The sequence below is a fragment of the Microbacterium sp. NPDC060132 genome (genome assembly GCF_042729675.1).
In the GTDB taxonomy this organism is placed as follows: Bacteria; Actinomycetota; Actinomycetes; order Actinomycetales; family Microbacteriaceae; genus Microbacterium; species Microbacterium sufflavum.
In genome coordinates this window covers 2,698,927-2,723,339 of sequence record NZ_JBHWXU010000001.1, presented here as the reverse complement: position 1 = coordinate 2,723,339, position 24,413 = coordinate 2,698,927, and the positions used below count along the sequence as shown (strand labels likewise).

Below are 24,413 nucleotides of genomic sequence, written 5' to 3'. Positions count from 1 at the left end.
TGGAGCACGGATCGAGGGCTTCTGCGTGGTGCACCCCCAGGGACTTGAACCCTGAACCCACTGATTAAGAGTCAGTTGCTCTGCCGATTGAGCTAGAGGTGCGTGGCCCGGGATAACCCCGACCGAGGAATTACATTACCAGCCGATCAGCCGCCGACGAAATCGTGTGCCGCCCGGGCGCGCCAAGCACACGCGTACACCTCGGGACGCAGCCACGGTGGCCGATGGTCACTCAGGGCGGCGCGGTCACCGCCACTATCCTGGGAGCGTGACTCAGCCCCCTGCCGCGACCGACCTGCGCGCCGACCTTGCCCTCGCCCTCCGGCTCGCCGACGCGGCGGACGCCCAATCTCTGCCGCGCTTCGACGCCGCGGATCTGGAGATCTCCACCAAGGCCGACCGATCGCATGTCACCGACGCCGACCTGGCGACCGAGCGTGCGGTGCGCAGCATCCTCGAGAGCGAACGGCCCGATGACGGCATCTTCGGCGAGGAGTTCGGCGCACAGGGGGCCACGGACCGACAGTGGATCATCGACCCGATCGACGGGACGGCGAATTTCCTGCGCGGCGTGCCGCTGTGGGGCACCATGATCGCTCTGGCGGTCGACGGGGTGCCCCAGGTCGGGGTGGTGAGCATGCCCGCGCTGGGACGACGCTGGTGGGCGGCCGCCGGCGACGGCGCGTGGACCGCCGTGGACGGCGAGGAACGACGACTGACGGTCTCCGCCGTGTCCTCCCTGGATGACGCGAGCGTGAGCTTCCAGAGCATCGCTCAGTGGCGGGACGCCGGGCACCTCGACGCCCTCCTCCGACTGTCGGACCGGGTCTGGCGGGACCGCGCCTACGGCGACGTGTACGCCTACATGCTGCTGGCCGAGGGCCGCCTCGACATGGTGGCCGAGTTCGATGTGAAGGAGTATGACATCGCGGCCGCCGTGGCGATCGTGCGCGAAGCCGGCGGCCGGATGACGTCCTTCGAAGGCAGCGAGACGATCTCCGCCCGCTCGACACTCGCCACCAACGGAGTCCTTCACCAGGACCTCCTCGCGCTCCTGCACGACGACTGACCGCCACCGCGATCCCGAGGACCCCCATGACCGCCCGCAGCCTTCCCGCCGCCACCGGCGCGCTGCTGGTGCTGCTGCTGGCGGGCTGCAGCGGGGCTCCGCACGCCGAGCCCACCCGCTCTCCTCCTGCCACCGCCGACACCACGGTCGAGACGTCCTCCCCCGCCCCCGTTCCGGCGCCCGAACCCACGGGCGAGGAGCTCACGTGCGAGTCGATGATCTCCGACGGCACGGTCGCCGCGCTGACGTCGGCCGGCTGGAGTGCGCAGGGCAAGGAGTTCCGGGCCGGGGGCGTCGAATTCACCGACGGACTGCTCTGCTTCTGGGCCGACTTCTCGGTGCCCTCGGACCACGGTCAGCTGTACGGATGGGCCCGCGTCAGCGCCGCGGACGCGGCGGAGGCGCAGGCCGGGCTGCTCGCCGAGGGGTGGCAGCGCGAGGAGTCGGAAGGGGGCGTGTACGTCACGGAAGACCCGGAGTTCTCGATGGGAACCGATGAGGACGGCTACGGCATGACCTACCTCTTCGGCGACGGCTGGGTGAAGTTCGCCGACACCCGCCAGAGCCTGCTGCTCGTCGACTGGGCCGACTGAGGGCACCGCGGCCGCTCAGGGGCGACCGCGCCCCATCGAGCTGTCGCGGATGCGCCCGAACCGGTGCGTCGTCGGCGGCGTCCACAGCAGGGTCACGAGCACGCCCGCGACCAGCCCCGTGATCCCGGCACCCCAGTCCCAGCGATCCCCCGCGAGCAGCACCGCGACGCTGACCGCGATGGCGAGCGTCAGCACGATCGTGAGCAACAGGCGCGACAACCCGCTGCCCCGCCGCACGCCCGCCGCGATCGCGAGCACCAGGAGCCCGAACAGGGCGATCGATGCGCCGAGGAGCGAGAACGCCGTCCGTCCCACCGTCCCCTCGTAGCGCGAGAGGAACACCAGCACACCGAACGCCGTGGCGAGCAGGCCGAAGACATAGGCGAGGGCTGCGACCCCATTCGTGAGGACCCGCGCCACGGTGCTGCCGCGGGCAGCCTGAGCGGCGCGCTCGGTTTCGCCGGTGCGGTCGCCGCTCGGACGAACACGATCGACGACGACGCGGCGATGGACGAACCGGATGATCTCGATCGCGGCGATCATCACCGCGACGATCCCGGTGAGGGCCAGCGCGAGCTCCTCCCCCGGATCGACCAGGGCGAAGAAGCTGCGCGCCGGCGGCAGGCTGAAGATGCCGACGAGCAGCACGAACATGGCGCCCACCACGAGGACCTTGAAGCGATTGAGGGGCCGCGCCAGCACCGCCAGCACCCAGATGCCGACGATCGCGAGGATCACGGTCGCGCCGGTACGCAGCTGCTCCTCGGAGACGCCGAGACCGCGCGCGACAGCGTCGTACCAGGTGAGGCCGCCCGCCACGACGACGCCGGCCGGGGTCGCGAAGCTGAGGGATCGCCGCAGGAAGCCGGGGAGGTAGCGCGAGGCGTTCGGCATGAGCGCCAGGAAGAACGCGGGGATCCCGATGGTGAGGCCGTCGGTGATCGACAGCTGGCGCGGGAGGAACGGGAAGGCCAGGATCAGCGCACCGAACACGACGGCGAGGGTCGTCGCATACGCCGTCTTGGTGAGGAACAGCATCGAGACGCGTTCGATGTTCGCGATGACCTGCCGCCCCTCGGCCACGACGTCGGGCAGGTGGGAGAACTGCCCGTCGAGCAGGACGAGGCGCGCGACGGCCTTCGTCGCCGGCGAGCCGGAGTTCATGGCGATCCCGATGTCGGCCGTCTTGATCGCCAGGGCGTCGTTGACCCCGTCTCCGGTCATGGCGACGGTGTGTCCGTGGCTCTGCAGCGCGGTCACCATGCGCTTCTTCTGCTCCGGCGTCACCCGCCCGAACACCTGCTGGCTGTCGAGGAGCCGGGCGAGCTCGGCATCGTCGTCGGGGAGCTCCCGCGCGTCGAACCCCTCCTCCACGTCGAGTCCGACCTCGCGCGCGATCGCCGCCACGGTCCGCGGGTTGTCTCCGGAGATGATGCGGATGGCCACCTCCTGGCGGCGGAAGTACTCCAGCGTCTGCGCGGCGTCAGGACGCACCTGTTCGCGGAAGGTGAGGACGCGGACGGGGGCCAGTCCGGCGGGCAGGCGCTCCTCGGCGATCTCCGACTCGGACAGCGGCTGTTCCGCCCGCGCGAGGACCAGCGTGCGGCGCCCGCTCTCCGCGAGCCTCGTGACCGTGCGGCCGAGCTCGGTGCTGCTCGAGGTGGCCTCGTCGCCGAAGATCATCTCCGGTGCCCCCATCACCCAGGTGCCGTCGACCTCCTCGAACACCGTGGCGCTCCATTTGCGCGCCGAGGAGAACGGGATGTCTCCGCGGACGTGCAGCGGTGCGCGCACCGGGTGGTCGGCGCGCAGGGAACGGGCCGTCGAGTTCGCGTCCGGAGCTGCCGCATACCAGGCCAGCACGGCGGCCACCTCGTCTGCACGGGACGGAGACGCGCCGCCGATCGTGTGCTCGGCGTCGAAGACGATGTCGCCCACCGTGAGCGTGCCGGTCTTGTCGAGGCACACGACGTCGACACGAGCGAGCCCCTCGACCGCCGGCAGCTCGTTCACCAGCACCTGTCGACGCGCGAGCCGCGACGCTCCGACCGCGAACGCGATGCTGGTCATCAAGACGAGGCCGAGCGGAATCATCGCGGTCAACGCGGCGATCGTGTTGACCACCGCCTGCTGCCACGAGCCTGAGCTGAACGCCGTCGCATAGCCGCCGGTCACGATGATCTGCGCGTTCAGCACGAGGAGCCCGACGGGACCGATGATCCAGCCCACCCAGGTGAGGACGCGATCGATCGACGACCGGAGCTCGCTCGCCACCAGCGAGAACCGCCGCGCCTCACCCGCGAACCGGTTCGCGTACGAGTCCGCCCCGACGCGGGTGGTGACGGCGAGCCCTTCGCCGGCGACGACGACCGCCCCCGACAGCGCCTCATCGCCCGGGTGCTTCTCGACCGGGTCCGACTCGCCGGTGAGCATCGACTCGTCGATCTGCAGCCCGCGGGACTGCGTGACCGTGGCGTCGGCCGGGACCTGTTCGCCGGCACGCAGCACGAGCACGTCGTCGAGCACCACATCGCCGGGGACCACCTCCGTCTCGGCACCGTCCCGTCGGACGAGCGCACGCGGGGCGTTCATCAGGGCGAGGCGATCGAGGGCCGCTTTCGCTCGGAACTCCTGCACGCAGCCGATGATCGCGTTGGAGAACGCGGCGAGACCGAAAAGGGCATCCTGCCACCGCCCGATCGCGAACAGCACGAAGAAGCACGCGAACACGATCCCGTTGAAGATGGTGAACACGTTCGCGCGGACGATGCTCCAGGCGCTCCGGCTCGTATCGGCCGTGAACGCGTTCGTTCGGCCCGTCGAGACGCGTTCCGCCACCTGGGCGCGCGTGAGTCCGTCGGCGGGCGTGGGCGGGGTCATCGTCACGGCCTCAATATAGGCTGCGCCGGCGTCTCCTGCGGCATGCCCTCCTCCGCGTCTGCTCCCTGGGCCGCGCGTGGTCGCATTGTCAACCGTCTGGCCCCCGATCCTCCGGGAGGAGAGGCTGGAGGAAGTCACCCAGAAAGGAACGCGCATGAGTAGCGACAGCCACCGCAACGACATCAGCACCGAATCCTCCCCCGGGCCCGACGAGAACGACAACCTCGGCGCCGAGGACAACAAGGGCGAACCGCCCACGGTGCCACCCACCGGCGACGACGACGTGGAGGCTCACGACGGCACCGACGCCGACTAGCTGGTCTCGGAACGACGAAGCCCCCGTGTTCATGAGGAACACGGGGGCTTCGTCTGTGACAGCGACCTGGTGGAGCTGGGGGGAATCGAACCCCCGTCCAACGCTGAGTCTCCACGCCTTCTCCGGGCGCAGTCTGTGGAAGCGTTCTGCTCGGCTCCGACCTTTGTCACAGACACCTAAGTCGACGAGCCCAGCCTGGGAAGAGTCCCGCGTGACGTCCAGACGCCGTCACGCAGCAAGATTCCTAGATGACGCCAGGATCCGTATCGGAATCACATACGGTCTGACGGACTATCGGGCTCGCTTAGGCAGCGAGGGCGAAGTCGTTGCGCTTGGATTCGGCAACTATTGTTTTGCAGAGAGCGTTTACGAGATAACTCTGCATCCTCGGCCCGCTTCTCGTGGATTCACAGGCGCTGTCGAAACCGATCAGCCCCGTGGTCCTTCTCGCGAAGGAGCCGCTGTCACACTGTGGAATTACCAGGCCGGGCGACATGCACCCGAGCATCACAGGTTACAACGTTCGGAGGCCCTTCGCCATTCCGCCCCTGCCCCGACCGGCTCGCGTAGAGTCGGCGCATGAGCGAGGTCATCGTCACCGTCCGTGGTGAGCACGAAGTGCGGGTCCGCCCCGAGCGTGCCATCGTCCGTGTCTCCGTCCGTGCCGAGGGGCCGGAGCGCGGCCCCGTGGTCGACGAAGCCCTGCGTCTCTCCGAGCCCGTGCGCGAAGACCTCGCCGAGCGCACGAAGACCGGGTCAGCGCTCGACTGGAGCAGCGCGAACCTCAGCGTCCGGGCGGAGCGCCCGTGGAGCAGCGATGGCTCGCGCCTCGCGCCCGTCTACATGGCCGGCGTCGACTTCACCGCGACGTTCGCGGAGGACGGCGAGCTCTCCCTGTGGGTCACCGAGGTCTCAGCGCGGGAGGGAGTCGAGGTCGGTTGGGTGGACTGGCATCTCACCCCCGAGACCCGCACCCGTGTCGAACGCGAGGTCGCGGCCCGCGCCGTGGAGGCCGCCGCGCTGCGCGCCGAGGCGTACGCGGGTGCCGTCGGCCTCCATCAGGTCTCGCCCGTCGAACTGGCCGACGTCGGGCTGATCGCCCCCGGCCACCCCGGCCCCGGTACGCCCCTGATGAAGGCTCGCGGAGCGGTCGCGTTCGCCGCCGACGCCGCACCCTCCATGCAGTACGAGCCGGAGGAGATCGTCATCTCGGCAACCGTCGAGGCGCGTTTCCTCGCCCGCTGAGCGCGGAACTCACCCCTCCGCGACGAACGGCGCCAGCTCGGCCGCCAGACGCTCGGACACCCGGGCGTGCACGGCGCTTCCCTGCTCCTGATGCTCGACGGACAGCAGCATGCCCGTCTCGTGGATCGCGGCGACGAGGTCGCCCCGGTCGTACGGGACCACCGCACGAATCTCGACCGCGGGCTGGGGCAGTGCCGCCTCAATCGCGGACCGCAGCTCGTCGATGCCCTCCCCTGAGCGCGACGACACGAAGTGCGCGTGCGGCTCCAGGCCGCGCAGCACGAGACGCTCATCCTCGGGGATCAGGTCGGCCTTGTTGAAGACCACGATCTCCGGCAGGTCGCGCACCCCGACGTCGCCCATCACGTCGCGAACCGTCTGCAGCTGGCCGGCCGGGTCGGGGTGCGACCCGTCGACGACGTGCAACACGACATCGGCGTCGCCGACCTCTTCCAGCGTGGAGCGGAAAGCCTCGACCAGCTGGTGCGGCAGGTTCCGCACGAAGCCCACCGTGTCGGTGAGGGTGTAGACACGGCCGTCCTCGGTCGCCGATCGGCGCACGGTCGCGTCAAGGGTGGCGAAGAGGGCGTTCTCGACGAGCACGCCGGCGCTCGTCAGGGCGTTCAGAAGGCTGGACTTGCCGGCGTTGGTATAGCCCGCGATCGCGACGGAGGGAATCGTGTTGCGCTTGCGCTCGGCCCGCTTGGCCTCGCGAGCCGGCGCGAAGTCGCGGATCTGCTTGCGCAGCAGCGCCATCTTCGTGCGGATGCGACGACGATCCAGCTCGATCTTCGTCTCACCCGGGCCGCGCGATCCCATCCCCGCGCCGCCTGCGCCGACCTGCCCACCGGCCTGGCGGCTCATGGACTCACCCCATCCGCGCAGCCGCGGAAGGAGGTACTCGAGCTGTGCGAGCTCGACCTGGGCCTTGCCCTCGCGGCTCTTCGCGTGCTGGCTGAAGATGTCGAGGATCACGGTCGTGCGGTCGATCACCTTGACCTTGACGACGTCTTCGAGGGCGCGACGCTGGCTGGGCGCCAGTTCGGTATCCGCGATGACGGTGTCCGCCCCGACCGCGGCCACGATGTCCTTCAGCTCCTGCGCCTTGCCTCGTCCGAGGTAGGTCGCGGCGTCAGGGTGGGGCCTCCGCTGCAGCACGCCGTCCAGGACCACGGCACCCGCCGTCTCGGCCAGCGCGGCCAGCTCGCGCAGCGAGTTCTCCGCGTCTTCCTGCGCCCCCTGCGGGTACACGCCCACCAGCACGACGTTCTCGAGCCGTAGCTGTCGGTACTCGACCTCGGTGACGTCTTCCAGTTCGGTCGAGAGTCCGGCCACGCGACGCAGCGCATGCCGATCTTCGAGGTCCCACTGCTGACCGTCGGTCTGCGAGTGCGCGGCCGTGGCCTCGTCCTGCAGGGCCTGGGCGGCGCCGAAGACGCGGACCTCCGATCGCTTCTCCGCGTTCGAAAGCACTCGGTCGACCGTCTGGTCGTCGGTGGAGGGGATCTTCGTCTCCGTCATCCGTTCCTGTCTCTGGTTTCCTCGCGAGCCTTAACCTTAGCCCGCACCGTCCGGTACGCTCACCGTATGGGGTCCGACCACTACTTCACTGCGGCCCCGGCAAGCCCCGAGAACCTGCGCACGATCCGTGTATCCCTGGCAGGGCGCGAGCTGGAGATGACCACCGCCGGTGGGGTCTTCAGCCCGGATCGGCTCGATGCCGGAACCGCGGTCCTTCTCGCCAACACTCCGCCCGTTCCACCCGGCGGCCATCTTCTCGACCTCGGCAGCGGCTGGGGACCCATCGCCCTGTCGATGGCTCTGGCTTCACCGCACGCCACCGTCTGGGCGGTGGACGTGAATGAACGTGCGCTCGACCTCGTGCGTCGCAATGCTTCCGCGCTCGGCCTCACCAATGTCAACGCCGCGCTGCCCGGAGATGTTCCCGACGACGTGACCTTCCGCACCATCCGCTCCAACCCGCCGATCCGCGTGGGGAAGAACGAGCTCCACGGGCTTCTCGAACGGTGGATCCCCCGGCTCGACGAGCGCAGCGATGCCTGGCTCGTGGTGCAGCGCAATCTGGGTGCCGACTCCCTGCAGCGGTGGATCGCCAGCACGTTCCACCCCGGCTTCAGCGTCTTCCGCACCGCGACCGGCAAGGGCTACCGCATCCTGAAGGTGCGCAAGCACGGCACGCCACCGACGGAGCCGATCGCGCTGGTCTGATCCGCGCCTCAGAGCAGGTCGATCTCACCCTGGAAGACCAGCTGCGCAGGCCCGGAGAGCGCGACGTGCTCGCCGTCCTCCGCCGGGAACATCCGCACGGCCAGTGTGCCACCGGGCACCTCGACCTGCCAGTTGTTCGGCGCCTGCGCACCCGCCCAGTACCGCACGGCGAGGGCCGTCGCCGCGACACCGGTTCCGCAGCTGAGCGTCTCGCCGACGCCGCGCTCGGAGACCCGCATGCGCACATGGCCGATGCCGTCGCGGACCAGGGGTTCACCCGGGACGACGAACTCGACGTTGGCGCCCGCAGGAAGGGCGGGTTCGAGCTCGGGTGCACGCGTGAGCTCGAGCAGCGCGAGTTCGGCCTCGGATGCCAGCGCGACTACGACGTGCGGGTTGCCCAGATCGATGCCGAGGCCGGGGCGGGTCACGGTGAGCCCATCCGCACGGACGAGTGGGTCGTCGCCCGACAGGCGCCACGCCCCGAGGTCGACCTGGTAGCCGTTCGCGCTGCGGGTCACGTGGCGCACTCCGGCCCTGGTACCGATCGGCAGCGTCGCGCCCTGCTCGATACTCGCGAGACCGGAACGCACCAGATAGTGCACGAACACGCGGATCCCGTTGCCGCACATCTCCGCGACCGAGCCGTCGGCGTTGCGATAGTCCATGAACCACTCCGCGGCGGGCTCTTCCGCCAGCGCCGCAGCGCCCTCCGGAAGGGACGCAGAGCGGACGACCCGCAGGACCCCGTCTGCGCCGATGCCGAAGTGGCGGTCGCAGAGCACAGCCACCTGCTCCTGTGACAGAGGCAGCTGCCCATCGGGGTCGGCGATGATGATGAAGTCGTTGCCGGTGCCGTGCCCCTTGGTGAATGCGACCATGCTCCCAGTCTAGGGACGGTTCGTTCCCCCCTCGTCGCGGACGACGCGATAGCGCCCGCACAGGAAGCTGCGGTTGCGCGCGACCTCGAGCAACTCCAGATCGAGTCGACGAGGAAGAAGCGGTGCACCTGACCCGAGGGTGACCGGGGCGTATTGCACCCAGACCTCGTCGAGAAGCCCGGCGTCGGCGAACTGCCCGGCGACGTCTCCCCCGCCGACGATCCAGACATCGCGACCTTCCGCCGCCGCCACCGCGCGGGCGTGCACCTCGCTCACGGCGTCGCTGGTGAGTTCGACGGCCGCCCCCGCGGGCAGCTCGAGGTCGCGGTGCGTGAGCACCCACGTCGGCTGGGTGTACCCCCACCGTCCCTCCTCGTGCCGCATCACCCACTCGTAGGTGGACGCCCCCATCACGAGGGCGCCGACATTCTTCTCGAACGACGGGTACGCCATCGGCCCCTCCAGATCGATGTCCAGGCTCAGCAGCCAGTCGAGTGAATGGTCGAGCGTGGCGATGAACCCATCGAGACTGGAGGCGGTGTAGAAGTGAGTGGCCATGCGCGCAGTCTTGCACCGGGCACCGACACTCGTCAGTCGGCGAGAAGCTGCTCCGCGGAGGTCGGCACGTCGTGCCACTCGAGCTGCGGGTAACGCTTGAACCACGACACCTGACGGCGGGCGTACCGGCGGGTGAGGGCCTGCGTCTCCGCGATCGCCTCCGCCTCCGTGAGCCGGCCGTCCAACTGTCCCAGCGCCTGGGCGTAGCCGATCGCGCGGGAAGCCGTGGTGCCGCTCTCCAGGCCACGCCCACGGAGACTCTCGGCCTCCGCCACCAGCCCCTGCGCCCACATGCGGTCGACCCGGTCGTTCAGCCGGCGCACGAGCGGCTCGCGGTCCAGGCGCAGGCCGATGATCCGCGTCTGCGGCATCCACAGCGTCGGCGCATCGGGAAGCGCTGCCCCGTGCGTAGCACTCCCCTGTTCCACCACTTCGAGCGCACGGATGACCCGTCGGCTGTTCCTGGGGTCCACGCGCTCCGCCGTGGTCGGATCGAGCAGCCGCAGTCGCTCGAGCAACGGCGTGATCCCCTCGGCCTCGAACTCGAGCTCCAGCCGCCTCCGCACCGCCGGGTCTCGCGGCGGGAAGTCGAAGTCGAAGATCACGCTGGAGACGTACAGACCCGAGCCGCCGACCAGGATGGCGTCTCCGCCGCGCTCCTGGATGTCGCGCACCGCGGCACGCGCCAGCGGCTGATACCAAGCGGCAGCAGCATCCTGCGTGACCTCTCGCACGTCGAGGAGATGATGGGGAATGCCACGACGGTCGGCGGTCGGCAACTTCGCCGTGCCGATGTCCATGCCGCGATACACCTGCATCGCGTCGGCGTTGATGATCTCGGCCGGGTTACCCTGACGCCGCAGCGCTTCGGCCAGGTCCAGGGCGAGGTCGCTCTTGCCCGTGCCCGTGGCACCGACGATCGCCCAGAGTCGCGGCGCGGTCACACGCCGACGCGCAGCGTCGGAAGCCCGAGCGACACGGCGCTCGACCCGCTCGCACTCGGTGACGGCACCGCGCACGACTCCGCCTGCGAGCGGTCCCAGGCATCTCCGCCCCGTGTCCGGCGGATGCGCAGAGGCGCGCCGGTGGGGTCATCGGCCAGCAGGTGGAACGGCGCGGCGTGCGTGACCGTCACCGTGACGACGTCACCCGGGCGCGGAAGCTCCGACCCCGGCGGGACCTCGAAGTGCACGAGACGGTTGTCCTCGCCTCGGCCCGTCAGGCGGTGGGTCTCGGCGTCCTTCTTGCCCTCCCCGGTCGACACGAGCACCTCGATCTCGCGGCCGACCTGCTTCTGGTTCTCTTCCAGCGAGATGCGCTCCTGCAGTGCGATCAAGCGATCGTAGCGGGCCTGCACCACGGCCTTCGGAACCTGATCCGCCATCGTCGCCGCCGGTGTGCCCTCCCGGATCGAGTACTGGAACGTGAAGGCTCCGGAGAAGCGTGCCTGCTCGACCACCCGCATCGTGTCTTCGAAGTCCTCCTCGGTCTCACCCGGGAACCCGACGATGATGTCGGTCGTGATGGCCGCGTGCGGGATGCGTGCCCGCACCCGATCGAGGATGCCCAGGAAACGCTCGCTGCGGTACGAACGCCGCATGGCCTTGAGGATGCGGTCGCTGCCCGACTGGAGCGGCATGTGCAGCTGCGGCATCACGCTCGGTGTCTCGGCCATCGCGTCGATCACGTCGTCGGTGAAGGCGGCCGGATGCGGACTCGTGAATCGGATCCGCTCCAGGCCCTCGATCTGCCCGGCCGCGCGCAGCAGCTTGCCGAAGGCCTGGCGGTCTCCGAACTCCACACCATACGAGTTGACGTTCTGGCCGAGCAGGGTGACCTCGATCGCGCCGTCCTCGACCAGCAGCCGGATCTCGTTGAGGATGTCGCCCGGGCGGCGGTCCTTCTCCTTGCCACGAAGGCTCGGAACGATGCAGAACGTGCAGGTGTTGTTGCAGCCGACCGAGATCGACACCCAACCGCTGTGGGCGGAGTCGCGCTTGGTCGGAAGCGTGGACGGGAACACCTCGAGCGACTCGAGGATCTCCAGCTCCGCGTCTCCGTTGTGGCGGGCGCGCTCGAGGAGGCCGGGCAGGGAGCCCATGTTGTGCGTTCCGAAGACGACATCGACCCACGGCGCCTTGTCGAGCACCGCCTGCTTGTCCATCTGTGCGAGACAGCCACCGACGGCGATCTGCATGCCCGCCTTCCGACGCTTCACCGCGGCGAGGTGTCCGAGAGTGCCGTACAACTTGCCCGCCGCATTGTCGCGCACGGCGCACGTGTTGATGATGACGACGTCGGCTTCACTGCCCGCGGGCGCAGGGACGTAGCCCGCGCTCTCGAGCGAACCGGACAGCCGCTCGGAGTCGTGCACGTTCATCTGGCACCCGAAGGTACGCACCTCATACGATCGCTGTCGCCCGTCGTCGTCGACGGCCGCCGATGAGGCGCTGATGATCGTCGGTTCACTGCGGGGGATAGTCATGATCTGTCCATTGTACGAGCCCCGTCACCGCGCTCAGGGCGGCACCCTCAGTCGGAATCCACGAAGCGCACGCCGGACCCGGAACCACCGGACGACGCCTCGCGCAGCGCCGTCTTGGCGGCGGTCATCGCGACCGATCCGGCATAACCACGCCGCGCCAGCTGACCCGTGAGGCGACGAAGCGCCGTGTCGGCGTCGAGTCGGCTGAGAGACCGCGCCTTGGTGCGAGCGAACTCCAGCGCCCGCTCCGCATCGTCGTCAGGGAGTTCCTCCAGCGCCGCATGGATCACCTCTCGCGGGATCCCGCGCTGGGCGAGCGCACGGGACAGCGCGACACGCCCCTGCCCCTTTCGTTCGGCGCCCGAGGTCACGAGCATCTCGGCGAGCACCGCGTCGTCGAGGTAACCGCGACGGCAGAAATCCTCGATCAGGTCGTCGACGTCGTTCGCCTCCACCCCGTGGCCTCTCAAGACCAGGCGCGCTTCGGAGACGGACAACGAGCGGGTGCGAAGCTTGCGGAGCAGAGATTCTTCGGCCGCGACACGGACCTCCTCCGTGGTGGGACCGTCCTCGTCTCCCCGCTCGGCATCCGCCCCGCCGAGCGTCCCCTCGTCGATCGCGCGCAGCCGAGGGACCGGGGTGCCCGCTGTCGATCGCCCGCGTCGACCGCGTGCGGGATGCCGTTCGCTCGGCGTGCCCGCGTCGGGTTCCTGCGGGAAGTCGGACGGCGCCTGATGCCAGGTCGAGCGCCACGACGCGGCGCCGTCAGTCGATGCCGGCGCGTCCACCCCCGAATGATCGGGCGGGGTAGGCCGTCGTGAGGGCTGCCGAGACGGCGCCCCTCCGAAGAGAGGGATGATGGGGGCGATCCGTTCCGGATCGCCCCCACGCTGCTCGTTCATCAGGCCGGGCGACGCTCAGCGAGCTCGTCCGCAGACGCGGGCGCGGGCTGCGCACCGATGCCGAGCTTCTGCTTGATCTGCGTCTCGATGGCGAGGGCGATGTCGGGGTTGTTGAGAAGGAACGTGCGCGCGTTCTCCTTGCCCTGCCCCAGCTGGTCGCCGTCGTAGGTGTACCACGAGCCAGACTTCTTGACGATCCCGTGCTCCACGCCGAAATCGATCAGGCTGCCCTCGCGAGAGATCCCCACGCCGTAGAGGATGTCAAACTCCGCCTGCTTGAACGGCGGGGCCATCTTGTTCTTGACGATCTTGACCCGCGTACGGTTGCCGACGGCGTCGGTTCCGTCTTTGAGGGTCTCGATCCGTCGGATGTCCATGCGCACGGAGGCGTAGAACTTGAGCGCCTTTCCACCGGCGGTGGTCTCGGGCGATCCGAAGAAGACGCCGATCTTCTCGCGCAGCTGGTTGATGAAGATCATCGTGGTGTTGGTCTGGTTGAGCCCACCCGTCAGCTTGCGCAGCGCCTGCGACATGAGCCGGGCCTGCAAACCCACGTGGGAGTCGCCCATCTCACCCTCGATCTCGGCTCGCGGCACGAGGGCCGCGACCGAGTCGACGACGATGAGATCGATGGCACCGGACCGCACGAGCATGTCGGCGATCTCCAGCGCCTGCTCACCGGTGTCCGGCTGCGACACCAGCAGGGAATCGATGTCGACGCCCAGCTTCGCGGCGTAGTCGGGGTCGAGCGCGTGCTCCGCGTCGATGAACGCCGCGATACCACCCGCGCGCTGCGCATTGGCGATGGCGTGCAGGGTGAGTGTGGTCTTACCCGAGGACTCCGGGCCGTAGATCTCCACGATGCGGCCACGCGGCAGGCCTCCGACCCCGAGGGCGACGTCGAGGGCGATGGAGCCGGTGGGGATGACTGCCACGGGGGCGCGCTCATCGCTGCCCAGCCGCATGACCGAGCCCTTTCCGAACTGACGGTCGATCTGCGCGAGGGCGGTCTCGAGGGACTTCTCGCGGTCGGCGGGTGATGGCATGGTGTGCTCCTTCTGCGCGTGTGATGCCGCCTGTAGGCTGTCGCGGCTCTTCCGGCTGGAAGGAACTCTCCGACAAGGCGTGTGGCTTCTTCAGCCTGGTCCTCACGCTAGGACGAGCCACCGACATTGCATCGGCCCACCCGAGGTCTGTGATGATCCAGGCATCGAAACCACTTGTGCAGAAGACTACGCCCGGTTCGAACAGATTTTCGACAACAGCGCAACGCGGCGTGTCGGAGTTCCGCACAGCCCGGAGAACGAGAGCAGCAACTCAGCGGCTCCGCGGCTCCAGCCGTCCGACGCCGTGCCGCCGAGACAGCGGAACATCCATCTCCTCGCACAGGGCGAGCCAGATCTCCCGGGGCGGCACGCCGTCCGCCAGCGCTTCGCTCGCGGTACGGCCGTTGACCGCCGTCAGACTGAGGTCGTTCACCAGTGACGGCCCTCGCGCCTGGAACTCCGCGTCGACGGCGCGAAGGAATTCGCTACGTCGCATCGTCACCCGGCCGAGTGGTCAGTGCAGCGAGAGCTCGGGCTCGACCGAGGCGACCAGCTCGTCGGGAACGACGTCGGGGAAGACCTGGATGCCCTCGAGGACGGAGATGCGATCCCCGACCTCGCGCATGATGGTGGAGATGGGAACGTCGAGGGCCTCCGCGACCGAGGCGAGGATCTCGCTCGACGCCTCCTTCTGTCCGCGTTCGACCTCGCTGAGGTAGCCGAGCGCGACGGACGCCTTGCTTGCGACCTGCCGGAGGGTGCGCCCCTTCTGCAGGCGGAAGTCCCTCAGCACATCGCCGATTTCCTGTCGTACAAGAATCATCGGAACCTCCTCCCCATGTGTTCGATCGAGGTTCCCCTCGAAGAGACAGCCAGTCTAGCCCTCCTGGCCTGCACAGAATCTACCCTTGCACTCTGTGGTTTGAATGTGAGCACATCGGTATCAACCTTCGGCTGTCGGCTCGTATTCCCCGACCGCCTCAGCCAGCATTCGCACCAGCATCGCCACCGACTGCGCGCGCACCGCCGCTCGGTCGCCGTCGAAGACGAACGCCTCCGTGCGAGTGCCCTCCGGAGTGACGACGCCCAGATGGACGGTCCCGACCGGCTGACCGTCCGGCGACTGCGGCCCGGCGATCCCGGTGGTGGAGATACCGACGTCCGCCGACCGTCCGTCGACGGCGACGGCGTGGCGAACCCCCTCGGCCATCTGCCGCGCCACCTCGGGATGGACGGGTCCCTTTGTCGCGAGCAGCTCGGCGTCTACCCCGAGCAGCGAATGCTTGACCGGCGTCGCATACGCGACCACGCCGCCGAGGAGAACGACGGAGGCTCCGGGAACGGCGACCAGCGCCGCGCAGACCGCGCCGCCGGTCAGCGACTCGGCGACCCCGAGCGTCCAGCCGCGCGCGCGCAGGGCGCCCACGACCATCTCAGGGGTGAACGACGTCATGACCGCTGTCGCGAACCGCGTACCTGCGCCACGATGTAGTCGATTCCGCTGACCACCGTGAGGACGAGCACGATCAGCATGAGCAGGAAGGTGATGGTCGTCCACGGACCGAGACCGATCCACACGTGAAGCGGCAACAACGCCCAGCCGAGGGCCACGCCCTGGAACGCGGTCTTGATCTTGCCCATCCAGGCGGCAGCGACGACATGCTCGCTCGCGACCACCAGACGATGGATCGTGATACCCCACTCGCGGACGAGGATCACGATCACGATCCACCAGTTGACCTCGCCCAGAATGGCCAGCCCGATGAAACCGGCCCCCGTGAGGAGCTTGTCGGCGATCGGATCCCACAGCTTCCCGAAGTCGCTCACAATGTCGTAGCGACGCGCGAGATACCCGTCGACCCAGTCGGTCGAGATGGCCACGATGAAGAGGATGCCGGCGATCCAACGCACCACCGGATCCGAGATTCCATAGGTGCCCCCGAGGAGCAGGAGAACGAAGAAGACCACCGCGAGCGGGATCCGCGCCACCGTGATCGCGTTGGGGAGCTGCCGGGGAATGGCCATCAGTCGCGTCCCGTCAGGCCCCAGGCGTCTTCATCGCCTTCCGCCTCCACGACCGGAAGCCCGTCGTACTGCCCCGCGATCGGGTCGCGCTCGGGCGACGGAGGTGCGGCGGCCGGTGCGCCGGCGCTCGGAGCGGACGCGGGCACGTCCTCGCCGCGAAGGCGAGCCATGACCTGCGGCAGCTGCTCCGGGGTGGCCAGCACGTCGCGGGCCTTCGACCCCTCCGACGGGCCGACGACCTCACGCGACTCGAGCAGATCCATGAGCCGGCCGGCCTTCGCGAACCCGACGCGGAGCTTGCGCTGCAGCATCGACGTGGATCCGAACTGCGACGAGATGATGAGCTCGGCCGCGGCGAGGAGGAGCTCGAGGTCGTCGCCGATGTCCTCGTCGACCTCTTTCTTCTTGCTCGGCTCCATCGCCTCCTGCACATCGGCGCGGTACTCCGGTCGAGCCTGACGCGTGACGTGCTTGACGACGGCGTCGATCTCCTTCTCGTCCACCCAGGCACCCTGCAGGCGGAAGGGCTTCGACGAGCCCATCGGCGAGAAGAGCGCGTCTCCCTGACCGATCAGCTTGTCGGCGCCGGGGCTGTCGAGGATCACGCGGCTGTCGGTGACGCTCGTGACCGCGAACGCGAGCCGGGACGGCACGTTGGCCTTGATGAGACCGGTGACGACGTCGACGCTCGGACGCTGCGTGGCGAGCACCAGGTGGATGCCGGACGCGCGAGCGAGCTGCGTGATGCGCACGATCGAGTCCTCGACGTCACGCGGGGCGACCATCATGAGGTCGGCGAGCTCGTCGACGACGACCAGCAGGTACGGGTAGGGCTTGAGAACCCGCTCGCTGCCGACCGGCACCTCGACCTCACCGGCGCGGACGGCACGGTTGAAGTCGTCGATGTGACGGAAGCCGAACGACGCGAGGTCGTCGTACCGCATGTCCATCTCCTTCACGACCCACTGCAGCGCCTCAGCCGCCTTCTTGGGGTTCGTGATGATGGGGGTGATGAGGTGCGGCACCCCGGCATAGCTCGTGAGCTCCACGCGCTTCGGGTCGATCAGCACCATGCGCACATCCGCCGGGCGAGCGCGCATCAGCAGACTCGTGATCATCGAGTTCACGAAGCTCGACTTACCCGAGCCGGTGGAGCCGGCGACGAGGAGGTGCGGCATCTTGGCGAGGTTCGCGACGACGAAGTTGCCGCCCACGTCCTTGCCGACGCCGATCGTGAGCGGGTGAGTGCTCTTCTGCGCTGCGGCGGAACGCAGCACGTCGCCGAGGGCCACCGTCTCCCGGTCGGTGTTCGGGATCTCGATGCCGATCGCGCTCTTGCCAGGGATCGGAGAGAGGATGCGGACGTCGTTCGAGGCGACGGCGTAGGCGAAGTTGTTGCTGAGCTGCAGGATCTTCTCGACCTTGACGCCGTGACCGACCTCGACCTCGTACTGCGTGACCGTCGGGCCGCGGGAGAAGCCGGTGACCTTCGCGTCGACCTTGAACTGGTCGAGGACGCTGGTGATCTGCTCGACGATGCGGTCGTTCGCGTCGGAACGCGCGACCGAGGGCGGCCCCTCGGAGAGCACGCCGGGCGACGGAAGGATGTACGGAGCGACCGGAGCCTGTGGCCCCCGCTCCCCCGGCCCTTCGGTACCGAAGCCGTCGAGCCCGGGGAGCTCGGGCATCTCGCCCGTGTCGGACTCGTCGTCGAGGAGGGCCGTGGTCTGCTGCTCAGCGAGGGAGTCGGCGATGGACCGGACGTCGGAGAGCACCTCGGTGGCTACCTCCGACGGATTGGCGACCGTGACCGCCTGGTCGTACGCGGGCGTCGGCTCGTTCGTGGTGAGCAGTGCCGTGATGTCGTCGGAACCGAGCGTTCCCTCGTCCGGATCCTCCTCGCGGCCCGTCTTGTTCCGGCGCCACCAGGGCAGCACGTCGGGATCGTCGACCTTGTCGGCCTCGTCGATCGCCGCCGCGTCCTTCGTCGGCTTCTCCGGGCGCTCCGCGTCGAACATCCACGCGTAGAGGTCGCCGAGACGCGAACCGATGCGGTTCGGCGGAGTCTTGGTCAGGATCAGGATGCTGAGGACGACCAGCAGCGACAGCAGCACGTAGGCGGGGATGTCGGTGAGGTAGGAGACCGGCTGTCCGAGGAGCCAGCCGAGGAGACCGCCCGATTCGCTCAGAGCCGGCATCCCCTGGTTCGGATGGGGCCGCGGTCCGGCCACATGGAAGATCGCCGACAGCGCCAGCACGAACAGGCCGAAGCCGATCCCGATGCGCCCGTTGTCGTGAACGGAGGAGGGGTGCCGGAAGAGCCAGCCGGCCAGGAGGAGCAACAGCACCGGCATGATGAACGCGACCCGGCCGACGAACAGACCGACCGAATAGGCGCTGATGTTCGCCGCGATCTCGTTGCCGATGAAGAACCACTCGTTGACGGCGCCCAGCACCGCCAGGATCACCAGGAAGAACGGGAAGCCGTCGCGACGGTCGTCCTTCTCGAGCGTCTCCGGCCCGAACGCACGGAAGAGCCCGCCGACCGCGTGCGCCAGGCCGTTCCAGGCGCGGACGGCGACCGGAGGCTTGTCCGCTTCGTCGACGTACTTCTTGGGTGCCGGCGCCGCCTTGGAAGCCGACTGCCGCTTGGGGCGCGACGACGCGGTCGTCGACGCGCGCTCGGTCTTCGTGGTGCTCCTGGCCATGCTCCCACGCTACGTCCAACAGCCGACATCTCCGCGCAATGACCCGGCTTTCCGCGGCTATCCGGGGTCAGGCCTCGATGACGAGGGGCACGATCATCGGACGGCGACGGAGCTTCTGGTTCACCCAGCGGCCGATCGTGCGGCGCACGACCTGGGAGAGGGCGTGCGTGTCGCGCACGCCGTTGCCCGAAGCCTCCTTGAGCGCGGCGACGATCTTCGGCGCGACGTCGTCGAAGACCGAGTCGTCCTCCGCCACGCCGCGGGCGTGGATCTCGGGGCCGGAGATGATGCGACCGGTCGCCGCGTCCACCACGACGATGACCGAGATGAACCCCTCCTCGCCCAGGATCCGCCGGTCCTTCAGATCCGCGTCGGTGATCTCGCCCACCGTGGAGCCGTCCACATACACGAACCCGAGATCGAGCTGTCCGCTCACGCGGGCCACGCCGTCCTTGAGGTCGATCACGGTGCCGTTGGAGGCGATGATCGTGTTCTCCTCCGGGATGCCCGTGTCCTGGGCGAGCTTGGCGTTGGCGATCAGGTGGCGGTACTCCCCGTGCACCGGGAGGACGTTCTTCGGCTTGAGGATGTTGTAGCAGTAGAGCAGCTCGCCCGCCGCCGCGTGGCCGGACACGTGCACCCGCGCGTTCGCCTTGTGGACCACGTTCGCGCCGAGCTTCGTGAGGCCGTCGATCACACGGTAGACCGCGTTCTCGTTGCCGGGGATGAGGCTCGAGGCGAGGATGACCGTGTCACCCTCGCTCACCTCGATCGCGTGGTCGAGGTTCGCCATGCGGCTGAGCACCGCCATCGGCTCGCCCTGCGACCCCGTCGACATGTAGACGATCTGCTCGTCGGGCAGGTCGCGGGCCTTCTTGAAGTCGATCAGCACGCCCGCGGGCACCTTGAGGTAGCCGAGCTGCTCGGCGATGGTCATGTTGCGCACCATGCTGCGACCGAGGAAGGCGACGCGCCGTCCGTGCGCGTGCGCGGCGTCGATCACCTGCTGCACGCGGTGCACGTGGCTGGAGAAGCTGGCGACGATGACGCGGCGCGGGGCCTTGCCGATGACCTGGTCGAGGACCGGCCCGATCGAGCGCTCGGTCGGGGTGAACCCGGGGACGTCGGCGTTCGTGGAGTCGACGAGGAAGAGGTCGACGCCCTCCTCCCCCAGCCGCGAGAACGCGCGCAGGTCGGTGATCCGGCCGTCCAGCGGCAGCTGATCCATCTTGAAGTCGCCCGTCGCGAGCACCATGCCCGCCGGCGTGCGGATCGCGACGGCGAGCGCGTCGGGGATGGAGTGGTTGACGGCCACGAACTCGAGGTCGAACGGCCCGACCCTCTCCTTCTGCCCCTCCTTGACGGTGAGGGTGAACGCCTTGATGCGGTGCTCCTTGAGCTTCGCCTCGACGAGCGCGAGCGTCAGGCCGGAGCCGATCAGGGGGATGTCGCTCTTCAGGCGCAGCAGGTACGGCACGGCGCCGATGTGGTCCTCGTGCCCGTGCGTGAGCACCACGCCGACGATGTCGTCGAGACGGTCGCGGATGGGCTCGAAGTCGGGCAGGATCAGGTCGACGCCGGGCTGGTGCTCCTCGGGGAACAGCACGCCGCAATCGACGATCAGGATCTTGCCGTCGTACTCGAACACGGTCATGTTGCGGCCGACCTCGCCGAGGCCGCCGACCGGGATGACCCGCAGCGTTCCTTCGTCGAGAGCGGACGGTTCGGCCAGGGGAATGGACATGCTGTCTCCTCAGTCGGACACTTCGCGCGTCCGTTCGTTCATGGGGACGCGACTCAGCGAGTCGTGCCGTGCACCTTCGGCAGGGCGCCGCCCGCGGCCGCGTTGCGGTCGGGACGGAAGTTCGAGAAGTCCGCACCGGGAACCCCGGCGACCAGATCGAGCTCGTCCTCAATCAGCGCGGCCTCCCACTCCTCCGGGCCCACCAGCGGCAGTCGGACGCGCGGGCTCGAGATGCGACCGAGCCCGTGCAGGATGTACTTTGCCGCGACCGTGCCGGGGACGTGCGTCATGACGGCGCGCACCAGAGGCTCGAGGCGCTTGTGCTCGGCGGTGGCGGTGGCGAGGTCGCCCCGGTTCACCGCATCCACGATCGTGCGGTAGGGCGTGGCCGTGATGTTGGCCGTGACCCCGATGAGCCCTGTCGCACCGATCGCGAGATGCGGCAGGACGTTCGCGTCATCGCCCGAGAAGTACATCAGGTCGGTCTGGTTGAGCACGCGGCTCACCTCGGAGAAGTCTCCCTTGGCGTCCTTCACGGCGAGGATGTTCGGGTGCTTCGCAAGGCGGAGGATCGTCTCGTACTTGATCGGAACGCCCGTACGACCGGGGATGTCGTACAGGATGACCGGAAGGTCCGTGGCGTCCGCGACGAGGCGGAAGTGCGTCAGGATGCCGGCCTGCGTCGGCTTGTTGTAGTACGGCGTGACGATCATGATGCCGTCGGCACCGGCCTTCTCGCTGGCCTTGTAGAGCTCGATCGCGTGCGCGGTCTCGTTCGATCCACCGCCGGTGATGATCTTGGCGCGGCCGGCGGAGACCGACTTGCCGACCTCGACCAGCTTCAGCTTCTCGGGGTCCGTCAGGGTCGAGGTCTCGCCGGTCGTTCCCGTCACGACGATGCCGTCCGCTCCCGCGGTGATCACGTCATCGATGTGCTTCTCGACGGCGGGCCAGTCGACTTCGCCGTCGGCCGTCATCGGAGTGACGAGCGCGACGAGAACCTGTCCGAAAGGGTTGCCCGAGTGCGTCATGACACCAGCGTATCGGGTCACGTGGCGCGGCCGCGGACCGCGCCGCCTAGGCTCACGCCATGGGATGGATCACGCACGCGTCGCGCCTCGCCTACGAGAACTCCTGGATCCGCGTACGCGAGGACCAGGTCACCGGTCCGAGCGGCCGAGGGATCTACGGCGTCGTCGAGATGCAGCACCCCGCCGTGTTCGTGGTCGCGGTCGACGCCGACGACCGCGTCTGCCTCGTCACTCTTGACCGGTACACCGTGGGGCCGTCGCTCGAGATCCCCGCGGGGGGCACCGACGGCGAAGAACCGCTCGTGGCCGCCCGCCGCGAGTTCCTCGAGGAGACCGGTCACACGGCCGACGACTGGACCGAGCTCGGCACCATGAACGCCCTCAACGGGATCGCCGTCGCGACGGAGCACGTGTTTCTGGCACGCGCGATCCGTCGTGTGGACGAAGCGACCGGCACCCGGGCCGAGGAGGGCATCGGGTCGGTCTCGTGGGTGCCGTTCGCCGACGCCCTCGCGATGATCACGGATGGACGGATCACCGATGGAGAGACCATCGCCGCCCTCGCCCTGGCCGGCATCCGGCTCGGACGCTTCGGCTGAGACCCTCAGACGCGCCCGCGCCGCGCCACGGCGGAGGTCAGCGACTGCGGGAGCACGCGGGCGACCGCGACAACGACCTTGTAGCGGAGGGACGGGATCGACACGGGCTTCCCACGGGCGGCATCACGAAGACCGGTGCGCACCACCGACGGGGCGTCGAGCCACAGGAGACCCGGAACCCCCTCCTGCCCCACCGCGAGGCCCATGCGCTCGTGGAAGGACGTGTGCGTGAAGCCGGGGCAGAGCGCCGTGACCGTCACGCCGTCGCGCGCGTACTCCGCGTTCGCCCAGCGGCTGAAGCCGATCAGCCACGCCTTGCATGCCGAGTACGTCGACCGGGAGATGAACCCGGCGACCGACGCGACGTTGATGATGCGTCCTCCGCGGCCGCGCATGCTCTGGAGTGCGGCGTGCATGAGGCGCATCGATGCCTCCACGTGGACACGCAGGTGCCGCACCTCGTCGTCGATGTCGTTGTCCGCGAACTGCAACGGCAGTCCGAAGCCGGCGTTGTTCACGAGCAGATCGACCGGATCGGACGTGTCCCGCAGGCGCTCGGCGACGCGCGAGACGCCCTCCTCCTCCGACAGGTCGGCGACGAGCACCTCGACCGCGACGCCATACTCGCTGCGCAGCTCCGCCGCGAGGGCCTCGAGCGCGTCGGCCGAGCGGGCGACCAGGATGAGGTCTCCCCGACGTCGGGCGAGCTGACGCGCGAACTCCGCGCCGAGGCCGGCGCTGGCTCCCGTGATGAGTGCGGTGGGCATCAGCGCTCGTATCCCAGGAAGCGATACCGCACGCCCGTGCGCGAGGTCTGCCACTCCCCCTCGTCCACGAGCCGCCACCCCGTCGTCGGAGGCGCGAACGCGTCGCCGTCGACGTCGAGGTCGATCTCGGTGACCTCGAGCCTGTCGGCGTCGCCGATCACCTGGCGGAAGATCTCCGCCCCTCCGATGATCCACACCCTGTCGCGGCCGCGCACGGCCTCGGCCACGGTCGCGGCACGGGAGGCCCCGTCCGCCGCCCAGTCCTGCTGGCGCGTGACGACGAGGTTGTCGCGCCCGGGGAGCGGCCGGAACCGCTCGGGCAGCGAATCCCAGGTCTTGCGCCCCATGATGACCGGGGCTCCGTGCGTGATCTCCTTGAAGTGCGCGAGATCTTCGGGAACGTGCCACGGCATGCCGCCCTCGGCGCCGATCACCCCGCCGTGGGCCTGCGCCCAGATCAGCCCGACCCAGGTCATACCGCCACCGCCGCCCTGATCGGCGCGTGGTGCTGATAGTCCTCCACCACGAAGTCCTCGTAGCGGTAGTCGAAGATCGATTCCGGGGTGCGGGCGAAGCGCAGCGTCGGATACGGGAAGGGCTTCCTCGTCAGCTGCTCGCGCACCTGGTCGACGTGGTTGTCGTACACGTGGCAGTCGCCGCCCGTCCAGACGAAGTCGCCCGGTTCCAGCCCGACCTGCTGCGCGATCGTCATCGTCAGCAGGGCATAGGACGCGATGTTGAAGGGCACGCCGAGGAACATGTCGGCGCTGCGCTGGTACAGCTGGCAGGAGAGCTTGCCGTCGGCCACGTAGAACTGGAACAGGGCGTGACACGGCGCGAGAGCCATGTCCGGGATGGCGGCGGGGTTCCACGCCGACACGATCAGGCGTCGCGAGTCCGGGGTGCGACGGATCTGCTCGATCACCTCGGACAGCTGGTCGATACTGCCCCCGTCCGGGGTGGGCCAGGAACGCCATTGCACGCCGTACACGGGTCCGAGGTCACCCTCCGCGTCCGCCCACTCGTCCCAGATCGTCACGCCGTTCTCCTGCAGCCAGCCGACGTTGGAGTCGCCGCGGAGGAACCAGAGCAGCTCGTAGGCGATCGATTTGAAGTGCACGCGCTTGGTCGTGATCAGCGGGAAGCCCTGGGAGAGGTCGAACCGGATCTGACGGCCGAAGACGCTGGTGGTCCCGGTGCCGGTGCGATCGCTCTTGTGCGTCCCCGTCTCGAGGACGTCACGGAGCAGGTCTTCGTACGGGGTCGGGACGGGGGCGCTCATGGGAGTCAGGATACCCGGCCCGCTCGCCCCGAGGGCGGATCTGCGCTGTGCCG

The 24,413-nt window shown here is 68.9% G+C and carries 24 protein-coding genes, 1 tRNA gene and 1 other RNA gene; 6 read left to right on the top strand and 20 right to left on the bottom strand.

The window, feature by feature from the left end; all coding sequences use genetic code 11:
* Positions 1 to 26: 26 nt before the first annotated feature.
* Positions 27 to 102: transfer RNA gene (locus tag ACFWCH_RS13125), tRNA-Lys, on the bottom strand.
* A gap of 166 nt (positions 103 to 268) precedes the next feature.
* Between ACFWCH_RS13125 and ACFWCH_RS13120 the strand changes: the two genes are divergently transcribed.
* Together ACFWCH_RS13120 and ACFWCH_RS13115 are read left to right on the top strand one after the other, a co-directional pair.
* A complete protein-coding gene (locus ACFWCH_RS13120; RefSeq protein ID WP_240744682.1) occupies positions 269 to 1,069 on the top strand; it encodes an inositol monophosphatase family protein in 801 nt (266 codons plus the stop codon).
* Between the two features lie 26 nt (positions 1,070 to 1,095).
* Entirely contained in the window at positions 1,096 to 1,662 is a 567-nt protein-coding gene (locus ACFWCH_RS13115; RefSeq protein WP_378803641.1) for a hypothetical protein, read from the top strand.
* Positions 1,663 to 1,677: 15 nt separating this feature from the next.
* On the opposite strand, the gene ACFWCH_RS13110 is transcribed toward ACFWCH_RS13115, so the two are convergent.
* Positions 1,678 to 4,542: an HAD-IC family P-type ATPase gene (locus ACFWCH_RS13110; RefSeq protein ID WP_378803860.1), complete on the bottom strand. Its 2,865-nt coding sequence runs from the start codon at positions 4,540 to 4,542 to the stop codon at positions 1,678 to 1,680.
* A 154-nt stretch (positions 4,543 to 4,696) separates the two neighbouring features.
* On the opposite strand from ACFWCH_RS13110, the gene ACFWCH_RS13105 reads away from it, so the two are divergent.
* Positions 4,697 to 4,858: a hypothetical protein gene (locus ACFWCH_RS13105; protein ID WP_168387320.1), complete on the top strand. Its 162-nt coding sequence runs from the start codon at positions 4,697 to 4,699 to the stop codon at positions 4,856 to 4,858.
* Positions 4,859 to 4,925: 67 nt separating this feature from the next.
* On the opposite strand, the gene ssrA is transcribed toward ACFWCH_RS13105, so the two are convergent.
* Positions 4,926 to 5,295, bottom strand: a transfer-messenger RNA (tmRNA) gene (gene ssrA / locus ACFWCH_RS13100).
* A 142-nt stretch (positions 5,296 to 5,437) separates the two neighbouring features.
* On the opposite strand from ssrA, the gene ACFWCH_RS13095 reads away from it, so the two are divergent.
* Positions 5,438 to 6,103 carry an SIMPL domain-containing protein gene (locus ACFWCH_RS13095; RefSeq protein WP_378803640.1) on the top strand — a complete coding sequence of 222 codons (666 nt, stop codon included), beginning with the start codon at positions 5,438 to 5,440 and terminating at the stop codon, positions 6,101 to 6,103.
* Positions 6,104 to 6,112: 9 nt separating this feature from the next.
* On the opposite strand, the gene hflX is transcribed toward ACFWCH_RS13095, so the two are convergent.
* On the bottom strand, positions 6,113 to 7,624 hold the full coding sequence (hflX, locus tag ACFWCH_RS13090) for a GTPase HflX (protein ID WP_136034992.1): 1,512 nt from the start codon (positions 7,622 to 7,624) through the stop codon (positions 6,113 to 6,115).
* A 66-nt stretch (positions 7,625 to 7,690) separates the two neighbouring features.
* Here hflX and ACFWCH_RS13085 point away from each other — a divergent pair, with 66 nt between their 5' ends.
* Positions 7,691 to 8,332 carry a class I SAM-dependent methyltransferase gene (locus ACFWCH_RS13085; RefSeq protein WP_136034994.1) on the top strand — a complete coding sequence of 214 codons (642 nt, stop codon included), beginning with the start codon at positions 7,691 to 7,693 and terminating at the stop codon, positions 8,330 to 8,332.
* A gap of 8 nt (positions 8,333 to 8,340) precedes the next feature.
* Here ACFWCH_RS13085 and dapF read toward each other — a convergent pair whose 3' ends face one another.
* From dapF to dapA, 13 genes are all read right to left on the bottom strand, one after another.
* The gene (gene dapF, locus ACFWCH_RS13080; protein ID WP_378803639.1) at positions 8,341 to 9,213 is read right to left on the bottom strand and encodes a diaminopimelate epimerase; all 873 of its coding nucleotides are present in this window, start codon (positions 9,211 to 9,213) and stop codon (positions 8,341 to 8,343) included.
* Positions 9,214 to 9,222: 9 nt separating this feature from the next.
* Positions 9,223 to 9,771, bottom strand: a complete 549-nt coding sequence (locus tag ACFWCH_RS13075) for a dihydrofolate reductase family protein (protein WP_247638690.1) — start codon at positions 9,769 to 9,771, stop codon at positions 9,223 to 9,225.
* A gap of 32 nt (positions 9,772 to 9,803) precedes the next feature.
* Positions 9,804 to 10,715: a tRNA (adenosine(37)-N6)-dimethylallyltransferase MiaA gene (gene miaA / locus ACFWCH_RS13070; protein ID WP_136035000.1), complete on the bottom strand. Its 912-nt coding sequence runs from the start codon at positions 10,713 to 10,715 to the stop codon at positions 9,804 to 9,806.
* Positions 10,712 to 12,256: a tRNA (N6-isopentenyl adenosine(37)-C2)-methylthiotransferase MiaB gene (gene miaB / locus ACFWCH_RS13065; RefSeq protein WP_136035003.1), complete on the bottom strand. Its 1,545-nt coding sequence runs from the start codon at positions 12,254 to 12,256 to the stop codon at positions 10,712 to 10,714. The genes miaA and miaB overlap by 4 nt, the downstream gene beginning before the upstream one ends.
* 47 nt (positions 12,257 to 12,303) lie before the next feature.
* Positions 12,304 to 13,044, bottom strand: a complete 741-nt coding sequence (locus ACFWCH_RS13060) for a regulatory protein RecX (protein ID WP_240745394.1) — start codon at positions 13,042 to 13,044, stop codon at positions 12,304 to 12,306.
* Positions 13,045 to 13,157: 113 nt separating this feature from the next.
* On the bottom strand, positions 13,158 to 14,204 hold the full coding sequence (gene recA, locus ACFWCH_RS13055; RefSeq protein ID WP_136035007.1) for a recombinase RecA: 1,047 nt from the start codon (positions 14,202 to 14,204) through the stop codon (positions 13,158 to 13,160).
* Positions 14,205 to 14,475: 271 nt separating this feature from the next.
* The gene (locus ACFWCH_RS13050; RefSeq protein ID WP_136035009.1) at positions 14,476 to 14,700 is read right to left on the bottom strand and encodes a DUF3046 domain-containing protein; all 225 of its coding nucleotides are present in this window, start codon (positions 14,698 to 14,700) and stop codon (positions 14,476 to 14,478) included.
* An 18-nt stretch (positions 14,701 to 14,718) separates the two neighbouring features.
* Positions 14,719 to 15,027 (bottom strand): helix-turn-helix domain-containing protein, encoded by a 309-nt coding sequence (locus tag ACFWCH_RS13045; RefSeq protein WP_136035011.1) that lies wholly within the window; start codon positions 15,025 to 15,027, stop codon positions 14,719 to 14,721.
* Between the two features lie 120 nt (positions 15,028 to 15,147).
* Positions 15,148 to 15,657, bottom strand: a complete 510-nt coding sequence (locus ACFWCH_RS13040; RefSeq protein WP_247638689.1) for a CinA family protein — start codon at positions 15,655 to 15,657, stop codon at positions 15,148 to 15,150.
* Positions 15,654 to 16,229, bottom strand: a complete 576-nt coding sequence (gene pgsA / locus ACFWCH_RS13035; protein WP_247638688.1) for a CDP-diacylglycerol--glycerol-3-phosphate 3-phosphatidyltransferase — start codon at positions 16,227 to 16,229, stop codon at positions 15,654 to 15,656. The genes ACFWCH_RS13040 and pgsA overlap by 4 nt, the downstream gene beginning before the upstream one ends.
* Positions 16,229 to 18,937 (bottom strand): DNA translocase FtsK, encoded by a 2,709-nt coding sequence (locus ACFWCH_RS13030; protein WP_247638687.1) that lies wholly within the window; start codon positions 18,935 to 18,937, stop codon positions 16,229 to 16,231. Before ACFWCH_RS13030 ends, pgsA begins: the two co-directional genes overlap by 1 nt.
* Before the next feature lie 67 nt (positions 18,938 to 19,004).
* Complete coding sequence (locus tag ACFWCH_RS13025) at positions 19,005 to 20,681, bottom strand: ribonuclease J (RefSeq protein ID WP_136035018.1); 1,677 nt, start codon at positions 20,679 to 20,681, stop codon at positions 19,005 to 19,007.
* A gap of 53 nt (positions 20,682 to 20,734) precedes the next feature.
* Positions 20,735 to 21,712: a 4-hydroxy-tetrahydrodipicolinate synthase gene (gene dapA, locus ACFWCH_RS13020; protein ID WP_136035020.1), complete on the bottom strand. Its 978-nt coding sequence runs from the start codon at positions 21,710 to 21,712 to the stop codon at positions 20,735 to 20,737.
* Positions 21,713 to 21,771: 59 nt separating this feature from the next.
* Between dapA and ACFWCH_RS13015 the strand changes: the two genes are divergently transcribed.
* Complete coding sequence (locus ACFWCH_RS13015; protein WP_247638685.1) at positions 21,772 to 22,311, top strand: NUDIX domain-containing protein; 540 nt, start codon at positions 21,772 to 21,774, stop codon at positions 22,309 to 22,311.
* A gap of 5 nt (positions 22,312 to 22,316) precedes the next feature.
* Here ACFWCH_RS13015 and ACFWCH_RS13010 read toward each other — a convergent pair whose 3' ends face one another.
* Genes ACFWCH_RS13010 through ACFWCH_RS13000 form a run of 3 tightly spaced genes read right to left on the bottom strand, consistent with a single transcriptional unit; the run spans position 22,317 to position 24,360 of the window.
* Positions 22,317 to 23,078, bottom strand: coding sequence for an SDR family oxidoreductase (locus ACFWCH_RS13010; RefSeq protein ID WP_136035024.1), 762 nt, complete (start codon positions 23,076 to 23,078; stop codon positions 22,317 to 22,319).
* Positions 23,078 to 23,554 (bottom strand): dihydrofolate reductase, encoded by a 477-nt coding sequence (locus tag ACFWCH_RS13005; protein ID WP_136036717.1) that lies wholly within the window; start codon positions 23,552 to 23,554, stop codon positions 23,078 to 23,080. Before ACFWCH_RS13005 ends, ACFWCH_RS13010 begins: the two co-directional genes overlap by 1 nt.
* Positions 23,551 to 24,360 carry a thymidylate synthase gene (locus tag ACFWCH_RS13000; RefSeq protein ID WP_378803638.1) on the bottom strand — a complete coding sequence of 270 codons (810 nt, stop codon included), beginning with the start codon at positions 24,358 to 24,360 and terminating at the stop codon, positions 23,551 to 23,553. Before ACFWCH_RS13000 ends, ACFWCH_RS13005 begins: the two co-directional genes overlap by 4 nt.
* Positions 24,361 to 24,413: the final 53 nt, after the last annotated feature.

What these genes read in the sequence shown, in the direction of transcription:
- hflX (WP_136034992.1), bottom strand. Translation starts at nt 7,624, where the DNA reads ATGACGGAGACGAAGATCCCCTCCACCGACGACCAGACGGTCGACCGA.
- ACFWCH_RS13040 (WP_247638689.1), bottom strand. Translation starts at nt 15,657, where the DNA reads ATGACGTCGTTCACCCCTGAGATGGTCGTGGGCGCCCTGCGCGCGCGC.
- ACFWCH_RS13085 (WP_136034994.1), top strand. Translation starts at nt 7,691, where the DNA reads ATGGGGTCCGACCACTACTTCACTGCGGCCCCGGCAAGCCCCGAGAAC.
- pgsA (WP_247638688.1), bottom strand. Translation starts at nt 16,229, where the DNA reads ATGGCCATTCCCCGGCAGCTCCCCAACGCGATCACGGTGGCGCGGATC.
- recA (WP_136035007.1), bottom strand. Translation starts at nt 14,204, where the DNA reads ATGCCATCACCCGCCGACCGCGAGAAGTCCCTCGAGACCGCCCTCGCG.
- ACFWCH_RS13015 (WP_247638685.1), top strand. Translation starts at nt 21,772, where the DNA reads ATGGGATGGATCACGCACGCGTCGCGCCTCGCCTACGAGAACTCCTGG.
- ACFWCH_RS13045 (WP_136035011.1), bottom strand. Translation starts at nt 15,027, where the DNA reads ATGATTCTTGTACGACAGGAAATCGGCGATGTGCTGAGGGACTTCCGC.
- dapF (WP_378803639.1), bottom strand. Translation starts at nt 9,213, where the DNA reads ATGGTCGCATTCACCAAGGGGCACGGCACCGGCAACGACTTCATCATC.
- dapA (WP_136035020.1), bottom strand. Translation starts at nt 21,712, where the DNA reads ATGACGCACTCGGGCAACCCTTTCGGACAGGTTCTCGTCGCGCTCGTC.
- ACFWCH_RS13075 (WP_247638690.1), bottom strand. Translation starts at nt 9,771, where the DNA reads ATGGCCACTCACTTCTACACCGCCTCCAGTCTCGATGGGTTCATCGCC.
- ACFWCH_RS13030 (WP_247638687.1), bottom strand. Translation starts at nt 18,937, where the DNA reads ATGGCCAGGAGCACCACGAAGACCGAGCGCGCGTCGACGACCGCGTCG.
- ACFWCH_RS13050 (WP_136035009.1), bottom strand. Translation starts at nt 14,700, where the DNA reads ATGCGACGTAGCGAATTCCTTCGCGCCGTCGACGCGGAGTTCCAGGCG.
- ACFWCH_RS13000 (WP_378803638.1), bottom strand. Translation starts at nt 24,360, where the DNA reads ATGAGCGCCCCCGTCCCGACCCCGTACGAAGACCTGCTCCGTGACGTC.
- ACFWCH_RS13025 (WP_136035018.1), bottom strand. Translation starts at nt 20,681, where the DNA reads ATGTCCATTCCCCTGGCCGAACCGTCCGCTCTCGACGAAGGAACGCTG.
- ACFWCH_RS13105 (WP_168387320.1), top strand. Translation starts at nt 4,697, where the DNA reads ATGAGTAGCGACAGCCACCGCAACGACATCAGCACCGAATCCTCCCCC.
- ACFWCH_RS13095 (WP_378803640.1), top strand. Translation starts at nt 5,438, where the DNA reads ATGAGCGAGGTCATCGTCACCGTCCGTGGTGAGCACGAAGTGCGGGTC.
- miaB (WP_136035003.1), bottom strand. Translation starts at nt 12,256, where the DNA reads ATGACTATCCCCCGCAGTGAACCGACGATCATCAGCGCCTCATCGGCG.
- ACFWCH_RS13115 (WP_378803641.1), top strand. Translation starts at nt 1,096, where the DNA reads ATGACCGCCCGCAGCCTTCCCGCCGCCACCGGCGCGCTGCTGGTGCTG.
- ACFWCH_RS13010 (WP_136035024.1), bottom strand. Translation starts at nt 23,078, where the DNA reads ATGCCCACCGCACTCATCACGGGAGCCAGCGCCGGCCTCGGCGCGGAG.
- ACFWCH_RS13110 (WP_378803860.1), bottom strand. Translation starts at nt 4,542, where the DNA reads ATGACCCCGCCCACGCCCGCCGACGGACTCACGCGCGCCCAGGTGGCG.
- ACFWCH_RS13005 (WP_136036717.1), bottom strand. Translation starts at nt 23,554, where the DNA reads ATGACCTGGGTCGGGCTGATCTGGGCGCAGGCCCACGGCGGGGTGATC.